This window comes from Bacteroidota bacterium (assembly GCA_039111535.1).
Lineage (GTDB): Bacteria > Bacteroidota > Rhodothermia > Rhodothermales > JAHQVL01 > JBCCIM01.
Genome location: JBCCIM010000116.1, coordinates 1 through 20,768, shown reverse-complemented (window position 1 = coordinate 20,768; position 20,768 = coordinate 1). Strand labels below are relative to the sequence as shown.

Here is a 20,768-nt window from a genome sequence, read left to right as displayed (position 1 = left end):
TCATGCCGTACATGCTTGGGATTTCCTCGACAAAAATACCCGTTTTTTTGAGGCCGCTGACATATGAGCCGTGGGCACTCTTGGAGAGGTACTGCACATTTTTGCGCATCACATACCGCCATACCGCTTGGTTGATCGGCGTATAGGCATCGTATTCCTGCGGTTTTATAAACTGCTTCAGGTGCGGCGGCAACCGGTCTATCAGCTCATTGCTCTCGTAGGCCGGCTTATTCTCAGGTGCAATGTTGTCCATGGTCTTAAGCTATTTATGTTCATGGCACCAACAATAGCGATCTGGCCGGCTACAGTAATCAGGCCGGCACGGAATTCCCCCCATCTATGCAAATGGTTGTCTCCCACAGACAACCGGCACAGACAAGCAACATCGCATCGTTGGTGGCCGAGCGTTTGGTGTTGTCACGCTTTTTTGTCAATCAAAAATGCATGTTATAATGAAACGAACCGCATAGGGTATGTTCCAAATTCTAATGCCCGTTCCGTGCTACTACGCAGAAGGCTAATTGGTAAGGATTCTTATCCATTGCGGGGGGCATCAGCGTCCAAATCCACTTCAAGAAGCAAGTTGGCAATCAGGGCCGTCCAGCCAGTTTGGTGAGAGGCTCCAAGGCCGCGGCCACTTTCTCCGTCGAAGTACTCGTAAAACAGATGTCGCTCCCGAAAATGTGCATCACCGGCAAACAGCTTCATGGGGTCGTCTCCGTGGTAGGTATAGCGACCTTCTGCGTTGCGTTCGAAGAGTCCCAGGAGCCGGCGCGTCAGTTCACGGGCAATTTCTTTCAGATTCAGCTTGTTGCCCGACCCGGTTGGAAATTCGTACGTGTAGGTTGGGCCATAGTACTCATAGAATTTCAACAGAGACCGAATAATCAGATAATTGATCGGAAACCAGATCGGACCACGCCAATTGGAGTTGCCGCCAAACATGTCGGTGTTGCTCTCCCCTGGCACATAAGCAATCTTATGCTGCCCATAATGCTCAAAGACAAACGGGTTTTCTGCATGGTATTTTGAGAGAGAACGGATGCCATACGGCGACAAGAACTCGTCTTCATCCAATAGCCGTTTCAGTACGTGCTCCAGTCGAAAGCCCCGCATGATCGAAAACAGGTAGTACCCATCATCGTTGGTTCGTTCAATTCGGGAGATCAGTGAAGCCAGGTCCGGGCGTGTGTCAATGATGCCTTGCGCGCGGCTTTTAAAGTGCTTCAGTTGATCGATGAGGTCTTTGTGGATGACCTCAACAGCAAACAAAGGGATGATGCCAACCAAAGACCGGACCTTCAGCCGGCTTGCGTGCCCGTTTTCCAACTGCACCACGTCGTAATAAAACGCATCTTCGTCATCCCACAGCGAGACGTTTTCTCCACCGATGTTGTGCATCGACCAGCCAATATTCAAAAATTGACGCAAAAATTTGGCAGCAGATTCTTCGTAAATCGGATTATGGAGAGCAAGCTCGATCGACATCCGCAACATGTTCAACGTAAAGAGCGCCATCCAGCTAGTGGCGTCTGCCTGCTGCATACTTTTGATGCCGGCCGGCATTTTACTGCGGTCAAATACCCCAATGTTATCCAGTCCCAAAAACCCGCCGTCAAAAAGGGCAGCACCGTCTTTGTCTTTCTGGTTTACCCACCACGTAAAGTTCAGCAGCAGCTTCAGGTAACACTTCTCCAAAAAATTGTAATCTGCTTCGCCGTTTTCAGCTTTGTCTTGCTGAAAAACTTCCCAAACGGCCCAGGAATGCACGGGCGGATTCACATCAGAGAAATTCCACTCATAGGCAGGGATTTGCCCATTGGGATGCATGTAATCATCCGTCAGCATCAAGTGTAATTGACGCTTGGCAAAAGCAGCATCTACCCGGGCAAAGGTGGTGGTATGGAAAGCAAGGTCCCACGCAGCATACCATGGATACTCCCACTTGTCAGGCATGGTGATGACATGGCGGTTGATCAGGTGCTGCCACTGCACATTCCGCTGCCGCCCGCGCACGGGTTCATTAACGCCCGGGTCGCCAAAGAACCACTTAAAAACGTCGTAATAATAAAACTGCTTGGTCCAGAGCAACCCACCAAAGGCATCGCGCAGTAGCTTTTTACGTTCATCATCGAGGCGCGAAGGCGTGAGTGACGCAAAGTATGCGTCGGTCTCTGCTTTACGCGCGTCAAAGACGGCGTCAAAGTCGTGCCACGGGTCTTCTTTTTTGCGCTTGCTCAAACGCATTTTGTAAATCCTGTGGGCACCGGGCTCCAATACGTCTTTGTGCCAAATTGCCACCCGTGTCCCCAGTGCATCCGGATTAACCGTAGGCGCTCCTTCTACCACGTGGTTATTGATGCCATCTTTCACATACGGCGTATCGCTCTCAATGCCGTAGAGCCGTTGGTTGTTGGTTTCATTCTCACAATACAACGCCATGCCGCCTTCATGGTACACGTTGTATTCCCCGTTGCGCTCAGACTTTGTCGCCAATACGCCCGGCTCAATTTCAACAATCACGGGCCGGATGTATTTCGGATTGTGCTTCCAGTAATTCCTGAACCAGATCTGCGGCAGCACATGTATCGGATGTGCCTGTGGCCCACGGTTATGCACCGTGATTTTCACCAGGATGTCTTCCGGGCTTTCCTTTGCATACTCAATAAAGCAATCGAAGTACCGGCTATCCCGAAAGGCGAGCGTATCGAGGATTTCGTATTCTGGCTTTTCTTTGCCGATCTGATTTTCTATTTCCAGCTCATTGTAGGGGTAGCTGGTTTGCGGGTATTTGTATAGGTATTTGCAATACGAATGGGTAGGTGAGGAATCCAGGTGGAAGTAGAGTTCTTTTACGTCTTCCCCGTGATTGCCCTGGAGGTTGGTCAGACCAAAAAGTCGCTCTTTAAGGATGGGATCGTTGCCGTTCCAGAACGCCGGCGCAATACACAGAATTTGCTTGCTGTCACAGAATCCACCAATCCCGTCTTCGCCCCAGCGATAGGCGTAGCTCCGCGCCATGTCGTGCGACACAGAATTCCAGGATTCGCCATCGTACGTGTAGTCCTCCCGCACCGTACCCCACTGCCGCTCCGACAGATACGGTCCCCACTTCTTCCAGGTCTTTTCACTGCGGCTGGAAAGCAACCGCTCTTTTTCTGCTTGCTCCTGCATCTACAATTGCTTTGCTGAAACTCACCTTCGATTGATAGACTAAACCTTTGACGAACAAGCAGGTGGTTTAGATCTCAATAAATAGTGAAAAAAGAGCAAGGAATGAGTATGGGCATGTGAGGCGTCCATGTTATGGCCACTTCTTTTTCCTGCAACGCATGATCGGCCCAGTCACGCAGGATACGTAATATTCATTCGTACAATCCAGATTATAATAACATATACCTTTAATCTTACGCCTTTGTCCTCTATAGCCTTTGCACCCAATCTGCATCATAGATCATACATTATTGTCTGGTTGAGTATACAATCGTATTACGATTACCGCTGTATTTGTCTCATATGCTAAGTTTCCTGCTTTCGGATAAAGATTTGCTGAACAAAGCACAAATGCATGCATAAAGAGCATTTATCACTAGAGGGGACAGCCGGCGCATATAAACACGAATCTATGATTTTTAAGTTTTCAATGCCTAAAATCATAGTTTTTGCATAAGAGGCCATGAATAACCGAGTAAAAGAAACCAGGCTTATTTTGCAGTCCAAAAAAGTAAATCTATAAATCGATTGAGGTTAAGTTATCTGGCCAGAATGGCCTTTCTTAACGGTGGAAGTCTATAACGAAACCTTAGCACACTGATATACCCGCATGCCCTAAAAGGAATTTCTGAGGAAACAATTACATAATGATCAGTGAAGCCAGCCACCAGTAATTTTGGCGATTACATATGGTCACAACTCGACTCATTTTATTTATCAAAAGAATGTAGGGGTTATTATGAAAGCTGTCGGCATCATTGCTTTTGTCTTTTCCCTCTTATTATTTGCTGTACCTGTATCTGCGCAAACGGCGAACGCTGTCAGTGGAATCGTATTTGATCAGGAATCAAAAAAACCACTAAGCGATGTCCACGTTTTTTTGGCAAACACGACCAAAGGTGACGTATCTCGTAAAAATGGCGAATTTGCTATCGCTGCCACACAGCCGGGAGTATATAAACTGGTTGTTATGCGGATCGGATATAAACGCCATATTCAATCTGTAGAAGTCTCTGATAAAACCATACACCTCGAAATCAAGCTTTCACCGCAGATTTATGAAATGGAAGAATTGGCAATTGAAGGAAAAGTTGAGGGAAAGCGAAGGGAGGGCCTGAGTAAGAAATGGAATCTTAACTTATCCGAGTTCAAGAAACGATTCCTTGGCGAAACGCCAAATCGTAGAGGGTGCAAAATTGTCAATCCTGATGTTATCAGGATTGACATGATTTCGGGCTTCCTAACAGCCTCGGCCTTAGAACCCATTATTGTTGAAAATAAGTCGCTCGGTTACCAGCTTACTTATGTATTAGAGGATTTCTGGGCCTCCGGCTCGGAGTTTGCTTTTAATGGAGAACCATTTTTTGAAGAATTGGAGTCTTCAAAACAAAGAGAAAAAAGAAGGTGGCGAGACCGCCGGGTCTCAGCTTTTGAGGGAAGCCTGCAACATTTCTTAAGGGCATTGGCCGATCGTAGCCTCAAAAAAAGTGGCTTCGTAATGTATAGACTCCATGCCAATATCTGGAAATACTCAGAAAATGATTTTCTATTTACAATGGAGGATTTTGGAAAAGACCCAGCTTATGCAAGTTCAATCCTCATTCCATCTGAACAAACTCATGAGCGAACACTTCTGTTTAGTGAGTTCTTGCACGTCATGTACAAAAAAGCGTATATGCCTCCGGACTACTATAAACGCATGGGCTTAAGGTTGGCGAAACATCGTGAGTACACCCGCTCTTCGGTGAAACTATTAAGCAGCCAGGTAACATTTAATGAACTGGGATTCCCCAACAATCCTTTAGAGATTTCCAGATCAGGCTATTGGGGTTGGACAAGCGGTGTTTGCAATTGGTTACCATTCGACTATGAATATCCTTGATCTCAACGTATACATCTCATCCTGGAAAAGATATCATAGATCCCTATTATGCCTTTTTGAGTTGCACAACTCGAGAGGTGAGAGAACCAACTACCCGTCCACCACTCAGCCAGATAGCCCTTCAATTCGTTTGACGAACTGTTCAGTATAGGAATACACGATATGCATCCCCTAAAAATTATGGAGTAAAATCGCTACACGCCCATCCCTACTCTATTTTCAATGGCCCCTTTAACCCTAACACCTCGCATTACCAAATACACGCCCAGCGCCAGGATGGCGATTAGGTTGCTGGCCAAAAAAGCAGCCGTGATGGTACCGCTACCGAGAAGCGGCATAAAATCGCGGGCAACAATGGTGATGCCAACAAAGAGCGAGGCAAAGATGCCCCAGCCGGCGATCAATCTGGGGATAAGGCCTGACTTCAGGAACAGATAAAAGAATCCAGCTTTGGCAAACGACGCCAAAACCAATCCCAGATGAAAAGATGTATAATCGGAGGTTGCTTGCAAGCTTGCCAGTAGCAGCTGGCTATCGTGGCCTAATGCGATGTAGGCTTCGTTACCAGCCACTTGCGCCGCGTTCATCGCAAACACCGCCCCAAGTCCCATCAGCACAGTGGCACTTATGTGAACAATTAAGCTCGCCAGGGCCAACATCACGTTATAACGTTGGACCAACAGGAAAAGTCCTGCTGCAACAAGCGCCTCAATGCAAAACACCAGGCCACCCAGATAAGCTTTCGCGTGCAGGGCTTTTTCAGCCTCAAGCATGTTCGCAGCCGTGGATTCAACATCGGCTGTCAAATTGATATCGATGCCCTGTGCTACCGTAATTGCTCCAATCAGACCAATGCCTATTGAAGCCAGGATTGTAAGCCCGGTGGATTTAGCAATGGACTGTAAACCGTGTGTTGAATGGTTCATTGCGTACTCGCTGTCTACTAGGTATTGGTGAAAGAAGGTGGCGGTACTTCTTGCCTCAAGTAGCACACCCGTGTAGCAACAAAACGAGAGAGAAATCAGAAGGGTTACAGCTTTTATCTAGCTTTCAGGTGTTTCTCACTGTGATAAGCTTTCGTTAACAAGAAAAAAAGACCTACACCCGTAGAAAAGAATACAAATTAATGCTCTATAGCGTCTAAGCACCAAGACAGCTTTCTGTAACGCCACGGATCTTACCAGTCGACGACCTGGGCCGGCCCTTTACTTGTTGTCTCACTCCTGGAGAAATTCCCGGAATCCCCAGAAACAGGGCCTTATTCAACCCGCGTCGCCGTTCGGCCTACTACGGTGAACGAGACGGCCTCATCTTCCTGTATGTCAAATTCGAAGCGCACCCCTTCCGTTGCATCAAACAGTTGCGTGGGCGATTCTGCCAGCAATAGCGCCGGCTCACTTAGCGGGCCTCCCACAGCAAACAGACCCTCTTCTTCTATAACAATTTGTACCGGCCCCCATTCTTCAAACGCATAGTTTCCCGTGAGTACCGCGATCTGATCATCAGAAAGCTCAACGATATCTCGAATGTCCCGTTCATGGCCTGGCCAGCCATATTCTTCAGCAATGGCATACCGGATTTCCCGGCTCAGGTCTGATCCGTTGTCGGAGTTGGTCATAATCACAACGCCATACCCCTCTTTTATGGATGCTGACAGGAAGCAGCGAAACCCTTCGTTTGCGCCGCCATGCTGGAAGTACAGGCCATCTTCGGAGATAGACGGACCGAGGCCGTGATTATCCATCCCCGGTGTGAGCATTTCTTGCACAGTAGCCGGCAAGAGTATTTCTTCCTCGCTCCCGGCATATGAACGTTGAACGGATGCTGCGTATTTGAGCAGGTCCGAAGGCGTTGTCCAGAGGCCGGCAGCCGCTTGCTCAGGATAAACGTGCCAATTCATTTCCACGATCTCACCACTTCCCCGGTAACCAGTCGCAGCGCGCTCATGCCATGCTTCTTTTAACGGTTGCGAGTAGGTGCTTGAAGTCATACCAAGGGGTTGCAATACCAACGCCTCAGTTAACGAAGCAAAGTCACGTTCAGCGACGTCTTCCATGGCCAGTTGCATAACCGTATAGCCGCCTCCCGAATAGCGCCAGCTCTCTCCCGGCTCTTTGTAAACGACAATAGCATCTGTATTGCCGTCCCCCGTGAGTACATCTTTTGTTGAAATCCGCTCCTCAGAACGGGCATATCCCGGAAAGCCCCAAACGGTTGTACCAGCAGTATGGTTGAGAAGGCGGCGAATATTAACCTTTTCCGCATCGGTGAACCCCTCGCCGGGTAACTGCCAACTGCTCAAATAAGAATTGATGTCCCCATCCAGGGACAACTGTTCATTTTCTATCATCTCAAGCGCGGCCATTGCGGCCACGGGCTTGCTGATAGACGCTGCTTGAAAGAGCGTTTGGTCGGTAACGGCCTGTCCACTTGCACTATCAGCCATGCCATAGCCTCGTGCCCAGGCAAGCTCACCTTCCAGCATAACGGCAATGCTCACCCCCGGCACGTTGTAATGCGCCAAACGATCGTTGATGGAAGCAGGTGTGGGCGCCTGGTCTCGGATAATGACGTGGGGCTTGAGTGCTTGTTCAATGCGGGCAATGGATTCAAGATGTGAATCTTGTTGGCTGGGCTGCTGGCAGCCAATGAGAAAAAGGGCTATAAAGGCAAGGCGATACACGGAGGGTCTCCAGTTAGTTCAATTTGATATCATAGCTGCGGCCGATTCGAGTACTTTCTTTAACGCAACAGCCTATCGACCAATACGGAATAACTCAAAACGAGCGCACGGAAATACGAAAACACGAACAACCTATATCGCATTTGCTGTATTGAAAACGCAACCGACAAAAAATCCTTTTAGCACTAATTGGATCGCGTAATGATGGGCAAAATGCGGTGCAGAAAGGCGCCGTCCAGGCTGTAGCGCAACTTGTCACCTTCAATGGCAAACCAGGTAATCAGGGTGTGCCTGTAGTAGTTATCTGCTTCGGTTCGGAAAGCGGAAATTCGCATCAAGCCTTCCAGCGTATCCTTGATGGCAACTTTGGCGTCGTTCTCACAATCAGAGGTGAGCGAGGCCCGCTGGCAAAACTCTTTCATGTCGATGACGTGCTCTTTCTCCAACGGCAGGAAATTGCCGGCGTGTATCATTAACGCCATCCAGGCTCGCCCTTGCCGGATGCCCAGCGAAGAACTCAATTCATATCCTGTGTTGGCCAACAATCCTTTTAACTGAAGCACATCCATGGGTTTAACGTCTTCCTTTTACTGTTTACAACTGATGAGCACGTTTAAAGTAAGAAAAGCTTGCCCGAAAGCACAAGGCCTCACGTTTCTTCACAAAGATCTATTTTTTCAGAGGTTAGGCCATCCTAGCCTTGTATAAGATCAGCCAGGGCTCTATCATCACGTACGATATACGCAACGCCATCTTTAAGCGCAATTGGCCGCTGCAGCAATCTAGGGTGATCATAAATCAATTTAATACCTTCTGTGCGAGAAAGGCTTTTCAATTCGATGCGCTTTTGCACAAAGATCCGTTCTTTGGTGCGGATGAGATCATGCCAGTTTCCCGGGGAGGCGTCAAAAATCTCCGCAATCCTATCCCTATCGAGGAGATTTTTCAGGTACGCTACTTCTTCCCATTCTTTGCCCGCATCATCCAGCGCACTTCTTAAATTTTGGCATTTTCGACAACGGGGGTTATAAATTATCTGCATATCCGTGGGTTGATCGACATTTATATTTTCCTGAGCGGTTCTATTTGTTTAGATTAGGGCGGCAGTAAAATACACCATTCAAAATAACGTAAAGATGGCCGGCAAAAAACTGAGTGTACTGGTAGTAGGATGTGGCAACATGGGCACCTCGCACGCAAGGGCCTACCACAACATCGAGGAGTTTGACATTGTGGGCCTGGTTAGCCGGACTCCGGCCAGTCGAGAGCGGCTTTCCGAAGAACTCGGAGGCCTGCCTATGTTTGGCGACTTTTACGAAGCCCTGGCGGCGACCACACCTGATGTGGTATCGATCAACACCTACCCCGAGACCCACGCACCCTATGCGATTGCAAGCCTGGAAGCCGGCGCCCATGTCTTCCTCGAAAAACCCCTCGCCAACACCGTTGAGGAAGCGCAATCCATTGTAGACAAAGCCCTTGCACTCAACAAGAAACTGGTGATTGGCTATATCCTGCGCGTACATCCGGCGTGGACAAAGTTTATCGAAACTGCCCAAACCCTCGGCAAACCCCTCGTGATGCGGATGAACCTGAACCAGCAAAGTGCCGGCAAAGAATGGCATACGCACAAGCAGCTCATGAATACCATGTCGCCCATCGTGGATTGCGGAGTGCATTACGTAGACATCATGTGCATGATGACCGGCGCAAAACCTGTTCGTGTAAGTGGCATTGGCGCACGACTAACTGATGAAATTGCATCCGACATGTACAACTACGGCCACCTGCAGGTCACGTTTGATGATGGCTCTGTTGGGTGGTACGAAGCCGGCTGGGGCCCGATGATGAGTGAAACGGCTTTCTTTGTTAAAGATGTGATTGGGCCCAAAGGCTGCGTGAGTATTGTTGAGAAGGTTGATGAGGACACATCCGATATCGGTGGCCACACCAACACAGGCTGCCTCAAAGTCCACCACAGCACGCTCAATCCCGACGGCAGCTTCGCCAAGCCGGATGAGTTCATCGATACTTCCGACGAACCAGACCACGACGCCCTCTGTGAATTGGAGCAACGCTTCTTGCTGAACGCGATTTTGAACGACGTCGACCTTACCTCACATGCTTACGATGCCGTGAACAGCCTGAAAATTGTGCTGGCAGCTGACGAGTCGTTTAAGACGGGCAAAACGGTTGAGTTGAACTAAGGCTGGTTTTCCAGGAAATGATGCTAAATCGTGATGTGCATCATGGTTCAAAACAGGGCACTTTGTGAGCTTGCACACTCCACCTCATCCTAAACTTGATTTGGGATCCAGAGAACGACCGGGGTGAAATTAGCCCTTTTCAAGGTTACAGTAAGGCATTCTTCTGAGCGAGCAGTAGTGCTCTCTGCTATCCCGGTGGATACCCAATCAAGTTGGGTATGACAAATGAAGGATGCGGGTTCACAAAACACGACAAAACGATTTCACGGCATAGCAACAGCTTCACCTGTCGCTCTCAGTTCAGGGACTTGTGCGCCTGTTTCTTCCATCCATGTGCGCAGGGCCTGCTTCATGTCTGCAAATACTTCGAGCTCTTTCCAGCGCTGGTCGGCGGTTTCACTCAGATCGGCGGCCAGATTGTAGAGTTCGTAGCGTTGGTCCGGGTAGAAGTAAATCAGCTTCCAGTCCCCTTTACGCACTGCAGTGAATGGATCTGTGCCGTCTTCAAATGGCCCCCACTTGTGCGGATAGTGCCAGCCGAGTACGCGATCCCCTATTGCCTCGCCATGCAATAACGGCAATATGGATACACCATCTACGTGGTGATCTTCCGGCTTTGCTGTGCCAGCAATGGCCAGCATGGTTGAAAAAAGGTCATCGCTGATTACGGGCGTAACTATTCTGCTGCCGGCTTCTAGTGATAATTCGATTTGCACCGCCGCCCTGCCATCTGGGCGGGCCCACGACATCAGCATGGGGACACGCGTCCCGCCTTCGTAGGCAGCCCCCTTCCCGCTTCGCAGGGGCAAGTTGTGCATGTTTTTGCCCAGGCCGGCGGTTGTGATACCCCGGGCGTGCGCGCTCAATCCGCCATTGTCCGAGAAAAAAATGATCATTGTATTGCGCGCTACATCCAGTGCCTCCAACTGATGTAGCAATCCACCCAGGCTGGCATCCATTGCTTCGATCATCGACGCGTAGGCAGCTTCACGCTCGTCAAGATGGGGATACCGTTCCACATACTGCGAATCGGCCATAATCGGGGTATGCACCCCGTAATGCGCCATATTCAGGAAAAATGGTTTACCCTCTGCCACCGCATCTCCCATCGCACGGTTGGCTTCGATGGTAAGCACCTCCGTCAGGTTAATATCCCGCTGGTGGTAAGCTTCCAGGCCCGGTACATCCCACACGCCATTTCTGCCGCGAAAGGACGCACTGAAATTATGTTCACCGTAATAACTCCCCGGTGCGCCAGCGGCATGGCCGGCGATGTTCACATCATACCCAAGCGTAAGCGGATCAGCACCGGCCGTTTCAAGCGCCCCCCAATGCGCTTTGCCGGCGTGTATGGTCCGATACCCGGCTGACTTCAGCAAAGCCGGCAGCGTTACATCACCCGGCTGCAACCCCTCAAACCGCCAATCGGGCGATCGCAGTGGGTAAGCCTTTGGCCCTGTATCCTGTGCTTCACGACTATTCCTCAGCGTCCAGTTTGTAATACGGGTGCGCGCCGGATGCTGTCCCGTCATGATGCTTGCGCGCGTAGGTGTACAGACCGGGCTCGCTGCATACGCATTGGTAAACACAATCCCCTGCGCCGCAAGCCGCTCCATGTTGGGTGTGTGATACGTGCGGTTCAGCGGTGTTACGCTCGTATGAAAAGGGACGGATGTATCCTGCCACCCCATGTCGTCTACGATAAACAGGATTATGTTGGGTTGTTCTGCTTGCGGCCGATCTGGTGTGGATGTGGAAGCAATGCACAAAAGGACGATGGATACAAGCGCAGCATATTTCATTGTTCAAGCCGTTGGATTGGCCAGGTCAGCGGGAGATTGTGAAACAAGGATATAAGCTGACGCTAAAGAAAACAACTGCTTTTGAGTGCCGAGTGTTGAGTGTCGAATGCCGAGTTTCGGTGGTCGGGTGAGCGGGAGGTTGTGAAGCCAGGATATAAGCTGACGCTCGCTGTGGGCTGCTGGGATGGTTCTCGATGGTACCTGATCGTTTATACTGTTGCACTGGAGGCGTGCGGTGTGGTAGTGTGGTGTTTTAACCAGATCCTTCGCTACGCTCTGTTAGACTTATCGGGATGACATGGGGGAAACGCAGTCGCAAACCTTACCAGGCATTCGGCACTTAACGCTCCACATTCGGCACCCAACATTCGGCACTCAACGCTCCACACTCAACACCTCAGCCAGCCTCGTGCATACGAATCGTGCCCACAAACAGCTCCCCGTATCGCTCAAGCTTTACCTGACCTACACCGGATAAACCATTGAAAGCCATCAGGTCTGTCGGGCGCTGTTGAACCATGGCCCACAATGTAGCATCACCAAATACCACATAGGGTGGCACACCCTGATCTTTCGCCAATTCCATGCGCAACTGCCTGAGCTTTTGAAATAGCGCCTCATCATCTGGCTGTGCATCGTAATGGACAGCGGGGGTGTGCCGGCGTTTCTTCTTCCGCGGTGCCTCCTGCTCTTGCCGGAAGAACACTTCTTCCTGCCCTTTCAAAACAGGCCCACAGGCGTTGGTTAGCTTGATCCCGCCATAGCCAATCACATCCACACTGAGATAATCGCCGGCAACCAGTTGACGGATGATGGCGCGCCACTGCGTAGCTGAAAATTCTTCGCCAACGCCAAATGTGGGTAATTTATCATGCCCAAACCGCGATACTTTGTCGGAAGATTTGCCAACCAATACATCAATTACATGTCCGGCACCAAACCGTTGCCCGGTTCGGGCAATGCAGGACATCACTTTCTGGGCAGCTTGCGTCCCATTCCAGCGCGCAACCGGATTGAGGCACGTATCGCAGTTGCCACAGGCGCCTTCTCCTTCTTGTCCAAAATAATTGAGCAACACCTGCCGGCGGCAGGCCACGGATTCACAGTACCCAAACAGCTGACTGAGCTTGTGCTGTTCTACGCGGCGCTGTTTGTCGTTGGTATCCGACGTTTCGAGCAGCTTGCGCATTTGTACGATATCTCCCAGGCTGTACACCATCCAGGCGTCTGCCGGCAACCCGTCGCGGCCGGCCCTGCCCGTTTCCTGGTAATAGGCCTCCAGCGACTTTGGCACGTTCATATGGGCTACAAACCGCACATTGGGTTTATCGATGCCCATCCCAAATGCAATGGTAGCCACCACAATGAGGCCTTCCTCCTTGATGAAGCGCTCCTGGTTTCGCGCGCGTATCTGGCTATCGAGGCCGGCGTGGTATGGCAGGGCCTCAAATCCTTCCGATTGCAGCCATGCAGCCGTCTCTTCCACTTTTTTACGGGTAAAGCAGTACACAATGCCAGCGGCATCGGGATGCTCGCTCTGTATAAAATCAAGCAACTGTTGCTTTGCCTGCTTTTTCAGGACTACAGTATACCGGATATTGGGGCGGTCGAACCCGGTAACAAACCGCCCTGTTGTAGGAATCTGAAGACGTTCAAGAATTTCAACCTGCGTCGGTTCATCAGCGGTAGCCGTAACGGCAATGCAGGGAATATCCGGGTACTGTTCGCGAAGCTTCGAAAGCTGGATGTACTCTGGCCTGAAGTCGTGTCCCCACTGCGAAATACAATGGGCCTCATCAACCGCAAAAAGCGCCGGCCGGATCTGCCTCAACAAAGACTGAAAGTCATTTGTCATAAACCGCTCTGGCGCAACATAAAGCATTTGCAAATGCCCTTTAACAGCCCAACTAATAACCTCCCGTTGTGCTTCAAGCGGGAGGCTGGAGTTGAGACAGGCGGCACGGACGCCGAGTTGCGTAAGGGCGCTCACCTGATCCTGCATCAGGGCAATCAGTGGAGAGATGACAATGCCCACACCCTCCCGGATAAGCGCCGGCAACTGGTAACATAGCGACTTCCCGCCCCCGGTTGGCATCACAAGCAGCGTATGATGACCGGCTACAACACGCTCAACAATTTCCTCCTGGTACGGACGAAACGCTTCAAAACCATATACTTGCTGCAGGGTTGCGAGGGCTGACACGCGTGTTGGGGTTGAGGTGATGTAAGCTCGTTTTCACGGCCCTTGCTGCGCGGGGTTTCCGCTTTATAATACCTTCCCTTAAATTCCATGTAACAAGAATGTACTGACTGAAACGGATACACCGTACCTGCCACACACGCCAAGCTACCTTGCATACCACAACCCGCATTGCGTTTTGGGCATTCCTGCTAACAGGACTCGCCGGCGCTGCCTCCCTCTCTTATACCACCTTCCAGGGCATCAACCCCTGCCCGATTGTATTCAGCGTCCGCGCTTGCTATGTCGTCTTTGTGGCTTATTTCTTGATGACCATCGCACAAACGCTTAAAAAGCAGGCGCCAGCACATCGTTTGTTTTGGGGCGCATGGCTGATTGCCTTTGGCTTTGCAATCTATGGATCAACCCTTGAACTCTTTCAGGGTGACATTTGCCCAAAAAACAATCCGGGACCGCCCTTTTTTGCTTTACCGATGTGCTATATTTCGCTTATTTTTTGCGCCATTATAGCCGGTACGTGGCTTATACTCCATAAACGCCGTTAGCGTGCAGATACATCTGCAAACTTGTTTTCATCAAAATACCCTCACGAACGCAATACCCAAACCGTGAAAAGAACTACGCTTCGTAAGATCCTCCTGCTTGTTGTTGGCCTTGTAGTGCTATTTTTTGTTGGCAGAAAAATCCTTGAGTACACGATCCAGGGGCCGGCGCCAGGACAGGGTGAGACCACGCTTCGGTTTTCCGAAATCCCTGCTGCGTTTACACATACATCTGACTTTGAAGCTGCGCTGCCGTTTATGGCCCTTGCAGCCATTGATGTAGACAATGACGGTGTTGATGAGATTTTCGCCGGCGGCGGCACCGGTCAGCAAGACGCCCTGCTTGCGTATGATGGGCATGCCCTCGTCCCCTCCGCAAACGGTACAGGACTTAGTAAAGCCATCGATGATCCGACCTACGGGGCAGCCTCCATTGATGCAACCGGTGATGGCCTTGCTGACCTTTTTGTAGCGCGGGCATCCGGGCTTTACCTCTATACCAATACAGGCAACGGGTTCAGTAGCGAACAAGTTGAATTCCCCCTAGATCCACAATCCATGCCGTTGTCTATCGCACTCGGAGACCTCAACAAAGACGGCGCTGTAGACGTGTACTTGAGCAACTACATCCGGCCGGAATTTGTCGAAGGAGAAACCATTTTTAACGACCTTGAATACGGCGGCATCAACAACTTGCTACTCAACAATGGCGACAATACGTTTACTGACATCACTGAATCGTCGGGACTTTACCATCAACACAATAGTTTTGTCTCCGTGCTTGTTGATTTGAACGACGATGGACACAGTGACCTTGTTATAGCCCACGACACGGGCGTACCCAGTATCTACAAAAACAATGGCGACCTGACGTTCACTGAAATCGACTTGCCTGTCACGTTCAGCTACCCGATGGGTATCGCGGTAAGCGATCACAACAACGATGGCCGGCTCGACCTGTACTTCAGCAACGTAGGCAACACCCTGCCTACGGCTATGCTGCGCGGCGACCTGACGGAAGACCAGCCCTTGAATACCGACTACATCCTTCTCGAAAACCAGGGCGACTTTGTTTTTGAAGATGTAGCAACAGCACACAATGCAGCCGTTTACGGATTTGGCTGGGGGCTCGTATCGTATGACTTCAACCACGATACCCTTGCAGACTACCTGGTATCGCAAAACTACATCCGTTTTCCGGGTGTGCGGATCCCGGGCTTGTTTGAGCTCTACGCCGGCCGGCTACTCCAGCAGTACCCCGATGGGCAATACCGCCCTGTAGAAGAAGTGGCCGGCATCGCCAACCAGCGATTTGGGGTAACCATGGCAGTTTCTGATTTCAATAAAGATGGCTGGCCCGACGTGGTGCTTGGCAACCTCGACAGTGAACTGCGCGCCTTTGTCAACGACGGTGGCAGCAACCATTGGCTGAAAGTCATCTTACCTGATACACCGGCAGCCATTGGCACCCGGCTGGTGCTGGAAACAGCGGATGGCGCGCAGTATGTCGACCAATACTATACCAGCGAGGGCCTCGGTTCAGACCAGACCAATGCCGTTTTCTTTGGAGTCGGCGATCAAACTGCGCTTACCTCGTTGACCGTCCATTTCCCCAACGACTCTACCGCTACGTTTTTAAACCCAGACGTCGATAGCGTCATCGAAATTACCTTAGACTAACCATCTGCGCAGATGCCCCACGCAAACCGAAACCTGCTCCTCGCCGGCTGGGCCGGCCTTCTTGGCGCCTTGCTGGTGGGCATTGGTGAATTCACCCTCCAGTTCTCCCCTGCCGGCGGATACGAATCGCCTGATTACAGCTACTTTGCACGTATCTCCACAGGTCGCCTGACAGCCGGCCACTTCTTTAGCGTATTGGCAGCCCCACTCTACCTGCTCGGCTACTGGCATCTCGGGCAGATGTTTATCCGCGGCGGCAGCAAACTCGCCGGCTGGTTTATTACCTTGTTCGGTGGCTACGCATTTGTGGTGGGCACAGCCTGGCTCGGCGGTCGAATTTATCTGGCGCTAACTGCGCACGCACTTGCGGACGCATCCGTTGAGGTCTCCGCTGTACTCACACCGCTGCTGGAGCAGTTTGCCGTCCACAACGAGCCGCTGGTAAATGCGTTGCGGCTCGCCATGCTTATCGTATCCGTCTTGTGGATCTGGCGCATCCTGCAGCAAAAGACGCTCTATCCACGGTGGATGGCTATTTTCAGTCCGATTCTACTACTGGGGCTCATTTTTGCCACCTACTTCTTCCTCTCACCGGCGCTTGGTGCCTACCTGTTGCCGGCCGCGATGAACGTCGTGCACGTCGTCATCTTTGCGCTATCCATCTACTGCTTACAAAGTTCAGCAAAATATCATCCAGCATAAATCGCTGTTAGTTGAGTACTGATGACTTGCAACATCCTGGTGGATACCCAATCAAGTTGGGTATGACGAGACGAAAAGGCTCTCGCCAATTACCAGCGTGGTCGACTTTCTTGAATTTCACCAACGCTCGATCATCCTCATCAGAGGCACTCGTCATTCTCGCTAAAGACACTCGTCACTCCAGCTAAAGACACACACCACTCCCCCTAAAGGCACTCGTCTTTCCCGCTAAAGGCATTCGTCTTTCCCAGCTTGACTGGGAATCCACAGGTATGGCGATCGCTATTTGATGGGCACTGTGCAACATCCGGGTGGATACCCAATCAAGTTGGTATGACGCGAGGAAAGGGTTCGCGCCATTTACCGGATACACTGATCCTTTGATCAAAGCTACAGGTACTGCTTAAACCTGTTCTTTTCATCAGGCAGAATGACCTTTGGGGTGATGGGTTGATCAGATAGTTCAAACCCCATGATGATTACCTGGTGGCCGGCTTCGATGAGGTGGGCTGCCGCGCCGTTCATGCAAATTACACCGCTGCCGCGTTCACCTTTGATGATGTAGGTTTCCAGACGGGCACCATTGTCGTTGCTCACAACAAGCACCCGTTCTCCTTCCATAAACCCAACCATGTCCATCAGATCTTCGTCAATGGTAATACTGCCGATGTAGGCCAGATTGGCCTCGGTAACGGTTGCGTTGTGAATCTTCGATCTAAGGATCCATCTCATAATCAAACTGCGCTTGCTAAGGAATCTGGAATCTGCATAAAAACAGCCATCTAATCAGTAGTACGGGCTTTGGTTGCATGGGAGATGTGAAGATTGGGTTCTACTATCGAATAGGCCTCAAACCCAGCCTTTCTAATAAATCTGGGCCGGCATGAGCCCATTGACACAGAAAAGTTGTGATACAGGTAAGGCGCTCATTCTCTTGAACTCCATAATCGTTTTGTAATTGAACCCACCGAGGTTAAAAACAGATGTACAAGAAGCACATTACACCGCTTTTCTTCACCTTAGCACTCCTTTTTGCCGGCACTGCATAGGCACAAGACGCTGTCAACATGGCCTATGAACTAACGCCAAAGACGGACATGTTCGTAGAATTTGAGCAAGCGCTAAAAGCACACGCAGACTGGCGCACCGCAAACAACGACCCCTGGGCCTGGACCATTTGGGCAAAAACAATTGGCGAAGGAGCCGCCTACGCAGCCCGCACCAATCCGCATACATGGGAAGAGCTCGATGCCTACGCAGCATTTGCAGCAAAAGCAGATTTGCATTTTCGAAAAAATGTGATGCCGTATGTGGAGTCCATCAACAGTAGAATTGATACGAATATGGAATCACTATTCCGACCGATGGACAACATGGATAACCTGAACGCAGTCGGCGTTACCAATTACCAGATCAAGCCAGGCGCGCGCCCGGCATTAATGGCAACCATGGGCAAAATCACCAAAGCCATCAAAGACCATGACTACCCCGCTTATTTTGGGGTTTTCGACATATTGATGGGTACCGGTGTGGGGTCGATAGATGCCGTAAGTTATCATGAAAGCTGGTCTGACATGAAAGAACCTGACGGCGGCCTATTGGGACTGCTTGCGAAAGCTCATGGCGAGGAAATGGCCGGCCAGCTGTATCAAGATTTTTCTGCATCTATCGAAGGATCCACACATGCGATTTGGGTAAAAAGAGCAGACCTGTCAGTTACAGCAAGCAATTAATCTCCTGATCACCAAGGTTGAAAAAATATAACGCCCGTTTTCAGCATTTAAAGCCGAAAACGGGCGTTATCTTATTATCATCAGGTTCCAGGTACAGTCACGTCAATGATGTTGTGTTGTTCGCAAGTCACGTTCAAGCAACCTTAATGGTATACAGCCCAAAAACCTGCAACCTGCACTTTCAACATCAAACACAGCAATCCGACAGGATTGATGTGTTTGAACGTAGCTGTTTACTTCACCAGCGTAACCGACTGCGTAACCACTTCATGGGCCCCAGTTGCCCGGATCAGGTACGCACCACTCGGCAGGTTGCCGGCTTCAAAACGGAATGACTCTTCGACATTTCCTTCCAGCGTAGCATCAAACAATACAGCAACTCGCTGCCCCTGATAATTGTACGCCTCAACCCGGACTTGTTGTGTGCGTGCAACAGACACACTGATCAACGTAGTTGGATTAAACGGATTCGGGTATGCATCTGATAAAGTCAGACTCGCCGGCGCTTCGATCGTCACGCTCACCGTTTCACTCACTTCAAAGGCACCGTCGAAATCTACCTGCTTCAGGCGATACGTATGCTGCCCTGGACCAAGATTATCAACCGTATAGCTGTAGTTTTGCGTTTCCTCGGTTGTACCCGTTCCGCTCACAAATCCAATCTCTGCAAATTCACCATTGGACAACTGCTCAACTGAAAAGCCGGCGTTGTTGGTTTCGCTAGCGGTTGTCCAGCGAAGCACAACGCGTTCCCCATCGCGTAATGCATCAAACGCCACCAGTTCAACCGGTAAGGTGGCAAGATTTGGTTTCAAGATAAAGAGGCCAGCTTCGATGTTGCTGACGATCACATTGCCACTCTCGAAATAGGGATAGCTACTCCAGGCGCCGTTGAACGATGCATTGTTGCTGGATGTGTAAGTGTCAAAGAAAGCTACTTCAACCGGTCCCTCGCGTTCGGTGATGTCGAGTATACGCAGGCCAGCCGTGTAGTTGGCTTCGTACACATAGTCACCTTTCACATACAGATTGTGATCAATTGCACGCGTCTCACCAAAATACTCTTCAGTGAGCACTGGGTCATCGAGATCTGTCAAATCCCAGATGAGCGTCCGCGTGTTAGTACTACCCTCATCCAGTTCGTCATTCTGGTAGAAGTAAGTTTGCTGCTCATCGAACCACCCTTGATGTACATACTCGCTGTTTGGGTATCCCACGCGCGAAAGTTGCTTCGGCGCCCCCTTATCAGTCACATCAACAATCGTGATGGTATCTTCGTTTGAGTTGATGCAAATTTCTTGGCCCTGATGCGCGGTGTCGGGTCCGGTGTACATCACACACTGCGCATCGTGCGTGTAGCCATCACCAGAAAAACAACCGGCTTCTACAGGTGACTGTGGCGTTGAGATATCTACCATGTGTAGACCACCGGCACAAGAATTGGAACCCACGGCATAAGCAAACCCAGAGTCCTCGTTAATCACAATGTTGTGCGCATTGCCAAACTGATCGTAGTGCGCCGTTTCGCTAAATGTCTGCGGCGGACTGGTGACGTTGGCAAGCTGGGTGAGATCAAATACCTGCATCCCGTGACCACCAGCTTCACTGACAATGTACGCATGATTCTTGTACACCTTGACATCGCGCCAGGAGGAGTTGTTGGTGTGTGTATCCAGGCTCCCCAGATACACAGGCGCAGTTGGCGTACTGATATCAACAAAGGCAGTACCAGACGAGAGTCCTACCAGGGCGTACTCTTTGCCTGTAGTCGGGTCGGTCCAGCCCCAGATGTCGTTGCCATCGGTCTGGCGTCCGCCGCCCATCTCATCGATACTAAGGGTTGCCTGTAAATCAACGGCATTACAGTCGTAAGCATCGGCTTTGCCGTTGGTGCACGTTGCCTGCTGGGCTACGGCTGCATCAGAAAAAAAGAACAATACAAATGCTAAAAGCAAAAGACGTAAAGTCATAGCTTATCAAAAGGAGGGTTGTCGGAATAGAGCGATTCCGAGGGGCGATAATGGTTTGGTTGAGGAAGAGCCACCTCAACTACAAATACCGCCTTAAAGGTTACGATCCGTCGGCAGACCTAGAGTGTACAGCAGATGAGGTACCCCAGTGTCG

Annotated in this window: 16 protein-coding genes; 6 read left to right on the top strand and 10 right to left on the bottom strand. The window is 50.5% G+C overall.

The genetic code is table 11. From position 1 onward, the window contains the following. Together AAF564_16825 and AAF564_16820 are read right to left on the bottom strand one after the other, a co-directional pair. Window positions 1–253 (bottom strand): phenylalanine 4-monooxygenase (locus AAF564_16825; GenBank protein ID MEM8487219.1); only part of this gene is annotated, 253 nt, incomplete at its 3' end. Between the two features lie 281 nt (window positions 254–534). Then, window positions 535–3,174, bottom strand: a complete 2,640-nt coding sequence (locus tag AAF564_16820) for a glucosidase (protein MEM8487218.1) — start codon at window positions 3,172–3,174, stop codon at window positions 535–537. Window positions 3,175–3,952: 778 nt separating this feature from the next. On the opposite strand from AAF564_16820, the gene AAF564_16815 reads away from it, so the two are divergent. Further along, window positions 3,953–5,095: a carboxypeptidase-like regulatory domain-containing protein gene (locus AAF564_16815; GenBank protein ID MEM8487217.1), complete on the top strand. Its 1,143-nt coding sequence runs from the start codon at window positions 3,953–3,955 to the stop codon at window positions 5,093–5,095. A gap of 194 nt (window positions 5,096–5,289) precedes the next feature. On the opposite strand, the gene AAF564_16810 is transcribed toward AAF564_16815, so the two are convergent. The 4 genes from AAF564_16810 to AAF564_16795 form a co-directional block, all read right to left on the bottom strand. Then, window positions 5,290–6,087: a DUF4386 domain-containing protein gene (locus AAF564_16810; GenBank protein MEM8487216.1), complete on the bottom strand. Its 798-nt coding sequence runs from the start codon at window positions 6,085–6,087 to the stop codon at window positions 5,290–5,292. Between the two features lie 266 nt (window positions 6,088–6,353). Continuing rightward, window positions 6,354–7,778: a serine hydrolase domain-containing protein gene (locus tag AAF564_16805; protein ID MEM8487215.1), complete on the bottom strand. Its 1,425-nt coding sequence runs from the start codon at window positions 7,776–7,778 to the stop codon at window positions 6,354–6,356. Window positions 7,779–7,963: 185 nt separating this feature from the next. Next, window positions 7,964–8,347, bottom strand: a complete 384-nt coding sequence (locus tag AAF564_16800) for a hypothetical protein (protein ID MEM8487214.1) — start codon at window positions 8,345–8,347, stop codon at window positions 7,964–7,966. 125 nt (window positions 8,348–8,472) lie between these two features. Continuing rightward, window positions 8,473–8,820, bottom strand: a complete 348-nt coding sequence (locus AAF564_16795) for an ArsC/Spx/MgsR family protein (protein ID MEM8487213.1) — start codon at window positions 8,818–8,820, stop codon at window positions 8,473–8,475. A gap of 94 nt (window positions 8,821–8,914) precedes the next feature. Here AAF564_16795 and AAF564_16790 point away from each other — a divergent pair, with 94 nt between their 5' ends. Next, window positions 8,915–9,985 carry a Gfo/Idh/MocA family oxidoreductase gene (locus AAF564_16790; protein MEM8487212.1) on the top strand — a complete coding sequence of 357 codons (1,071 nt, stop codon included), beginning with the start codon at window positions 8,915–8,917 and terminating at the stop codon, window positions 9,983–9,985. Between the two features lie 263 nt (window positions 9,986–10,248). Here AAF564_16790 and AAF564_16785 read toward each other — a convergent pair whose 3' ends face one another. Together AAF564_16785 and recQ are read right to left on the bottom strand one after the other, a co-directional pair. After that, window positions 10,249–11,787 (bottom strand): sulfatase, encoded by a 1,539-nt coding sequence (locus AAF564_16785; GenBank protein ID MEM8487211.1) that lies wholly within the window; start codon window positions 11,785–11,787, stop codon window positions 10,249–10,251. A 397-nt stretch (window positions 11,788–12,184) separates the two neighbouring features. Continuing rightward, on the bottom strand, window positions 12,185–13,990 hold the full coding sequence (gene recQ / locus AAF564_16780) for a DNA helicase RecQ (GenBank protein MEM8487210.1): 1,806 nt from the start codon (window positions 13,988–13,990) through the stop codon (window positions 12,185–12,187). A gap of 149 nt (window positions 13,991–14,139) precedes the next feature. Between recQ and AAF564_16775 the strand changes: the two genes are divergently transcribed. The 3 genes from AAF564_16775 (at window position 14,140) to AAF564_16765 (ending at window position 16,911) form a co-directional block, all read left to right on the top strand. Then, window positions 14,140–14,532 (top strand): hypothetical protein, encoded by a 393-nt coding sequence (locus AAF564_16775; GenBank protein ID MEM8487209.1) that lies wholly within the window; start codon window positions 14,140–14,142, stop codon window positions 14,530–14,532. Between the two features lie 63 nt (window positions 14,533–14,595). Beyond that, window positions 14,596–16,209 carry a VCBS repeat-containing protein gene (locus AAF564_16770; GenBank protein ID MEM8487208.1) on the top strand — a complete coding sequence of 538 codons (1,614 nt, stop codon included), beginning with the start codon at window positions 14,596–14,598 and terminating at the stop codon, window positions 16,207–16,209. A 12-nt stretch (window positions 16,210–16,221) separates the two neighbouring features. Continuing rightward, a complete protein-coding gene (locus AAF564_16765) occupies window positions 16,222–16,911 on the top strand; it encodes a DUF6796 family protein (GenBank protein ID MEM8487207.1) in 690 nt (229 codons plus the stop codon). A gap of 390 nt (window positions 16,912–17,301) precedes the next feature. Here the strand turns inward: AAF564_16765 and panD are convergent, their stop codons facing one another. Further along, entirely contained in the window at window positions 17,302–17,646 is a 345-nt protein-coding gene (gene panD, locus AAF564_16760; protein MEM8487206.1) for an aspartate 1-decarboxylase, read from the bottom strand. Window positions 17,647–17,978: 332 nt separating this feature from the next. On the opposite strand from panD, the gene AAF564_16755 reads away from it, so the two are divergent. Next, window positions 17,979–18,644, top strand: a complete 666-nt coding sequence (locus tag AAF564_16755; protein ID MEM8487205.1) for a hypothetical protein — start codon at window positions 17,979–17,981, stop codon at window positions 18,642–18,644. Between the two features lie 233 nt (window positions 18,645–18,877). On the opposite strand, the gene AAF564_16750 is transcribed toward AAF564_16755, so the two are convergent. Beyond that, a complete protein-coding gene (locus AAF564_16750; protein MEM8487204.1) occupies window positions 18,878–20,614 on the bottom strand; it encodes a choice-of-anchor B family protein in 1,737 nt (578 codons plus the stop codon). Window positions 20,615–20,768: the final 154 nt, after the last annotated feature.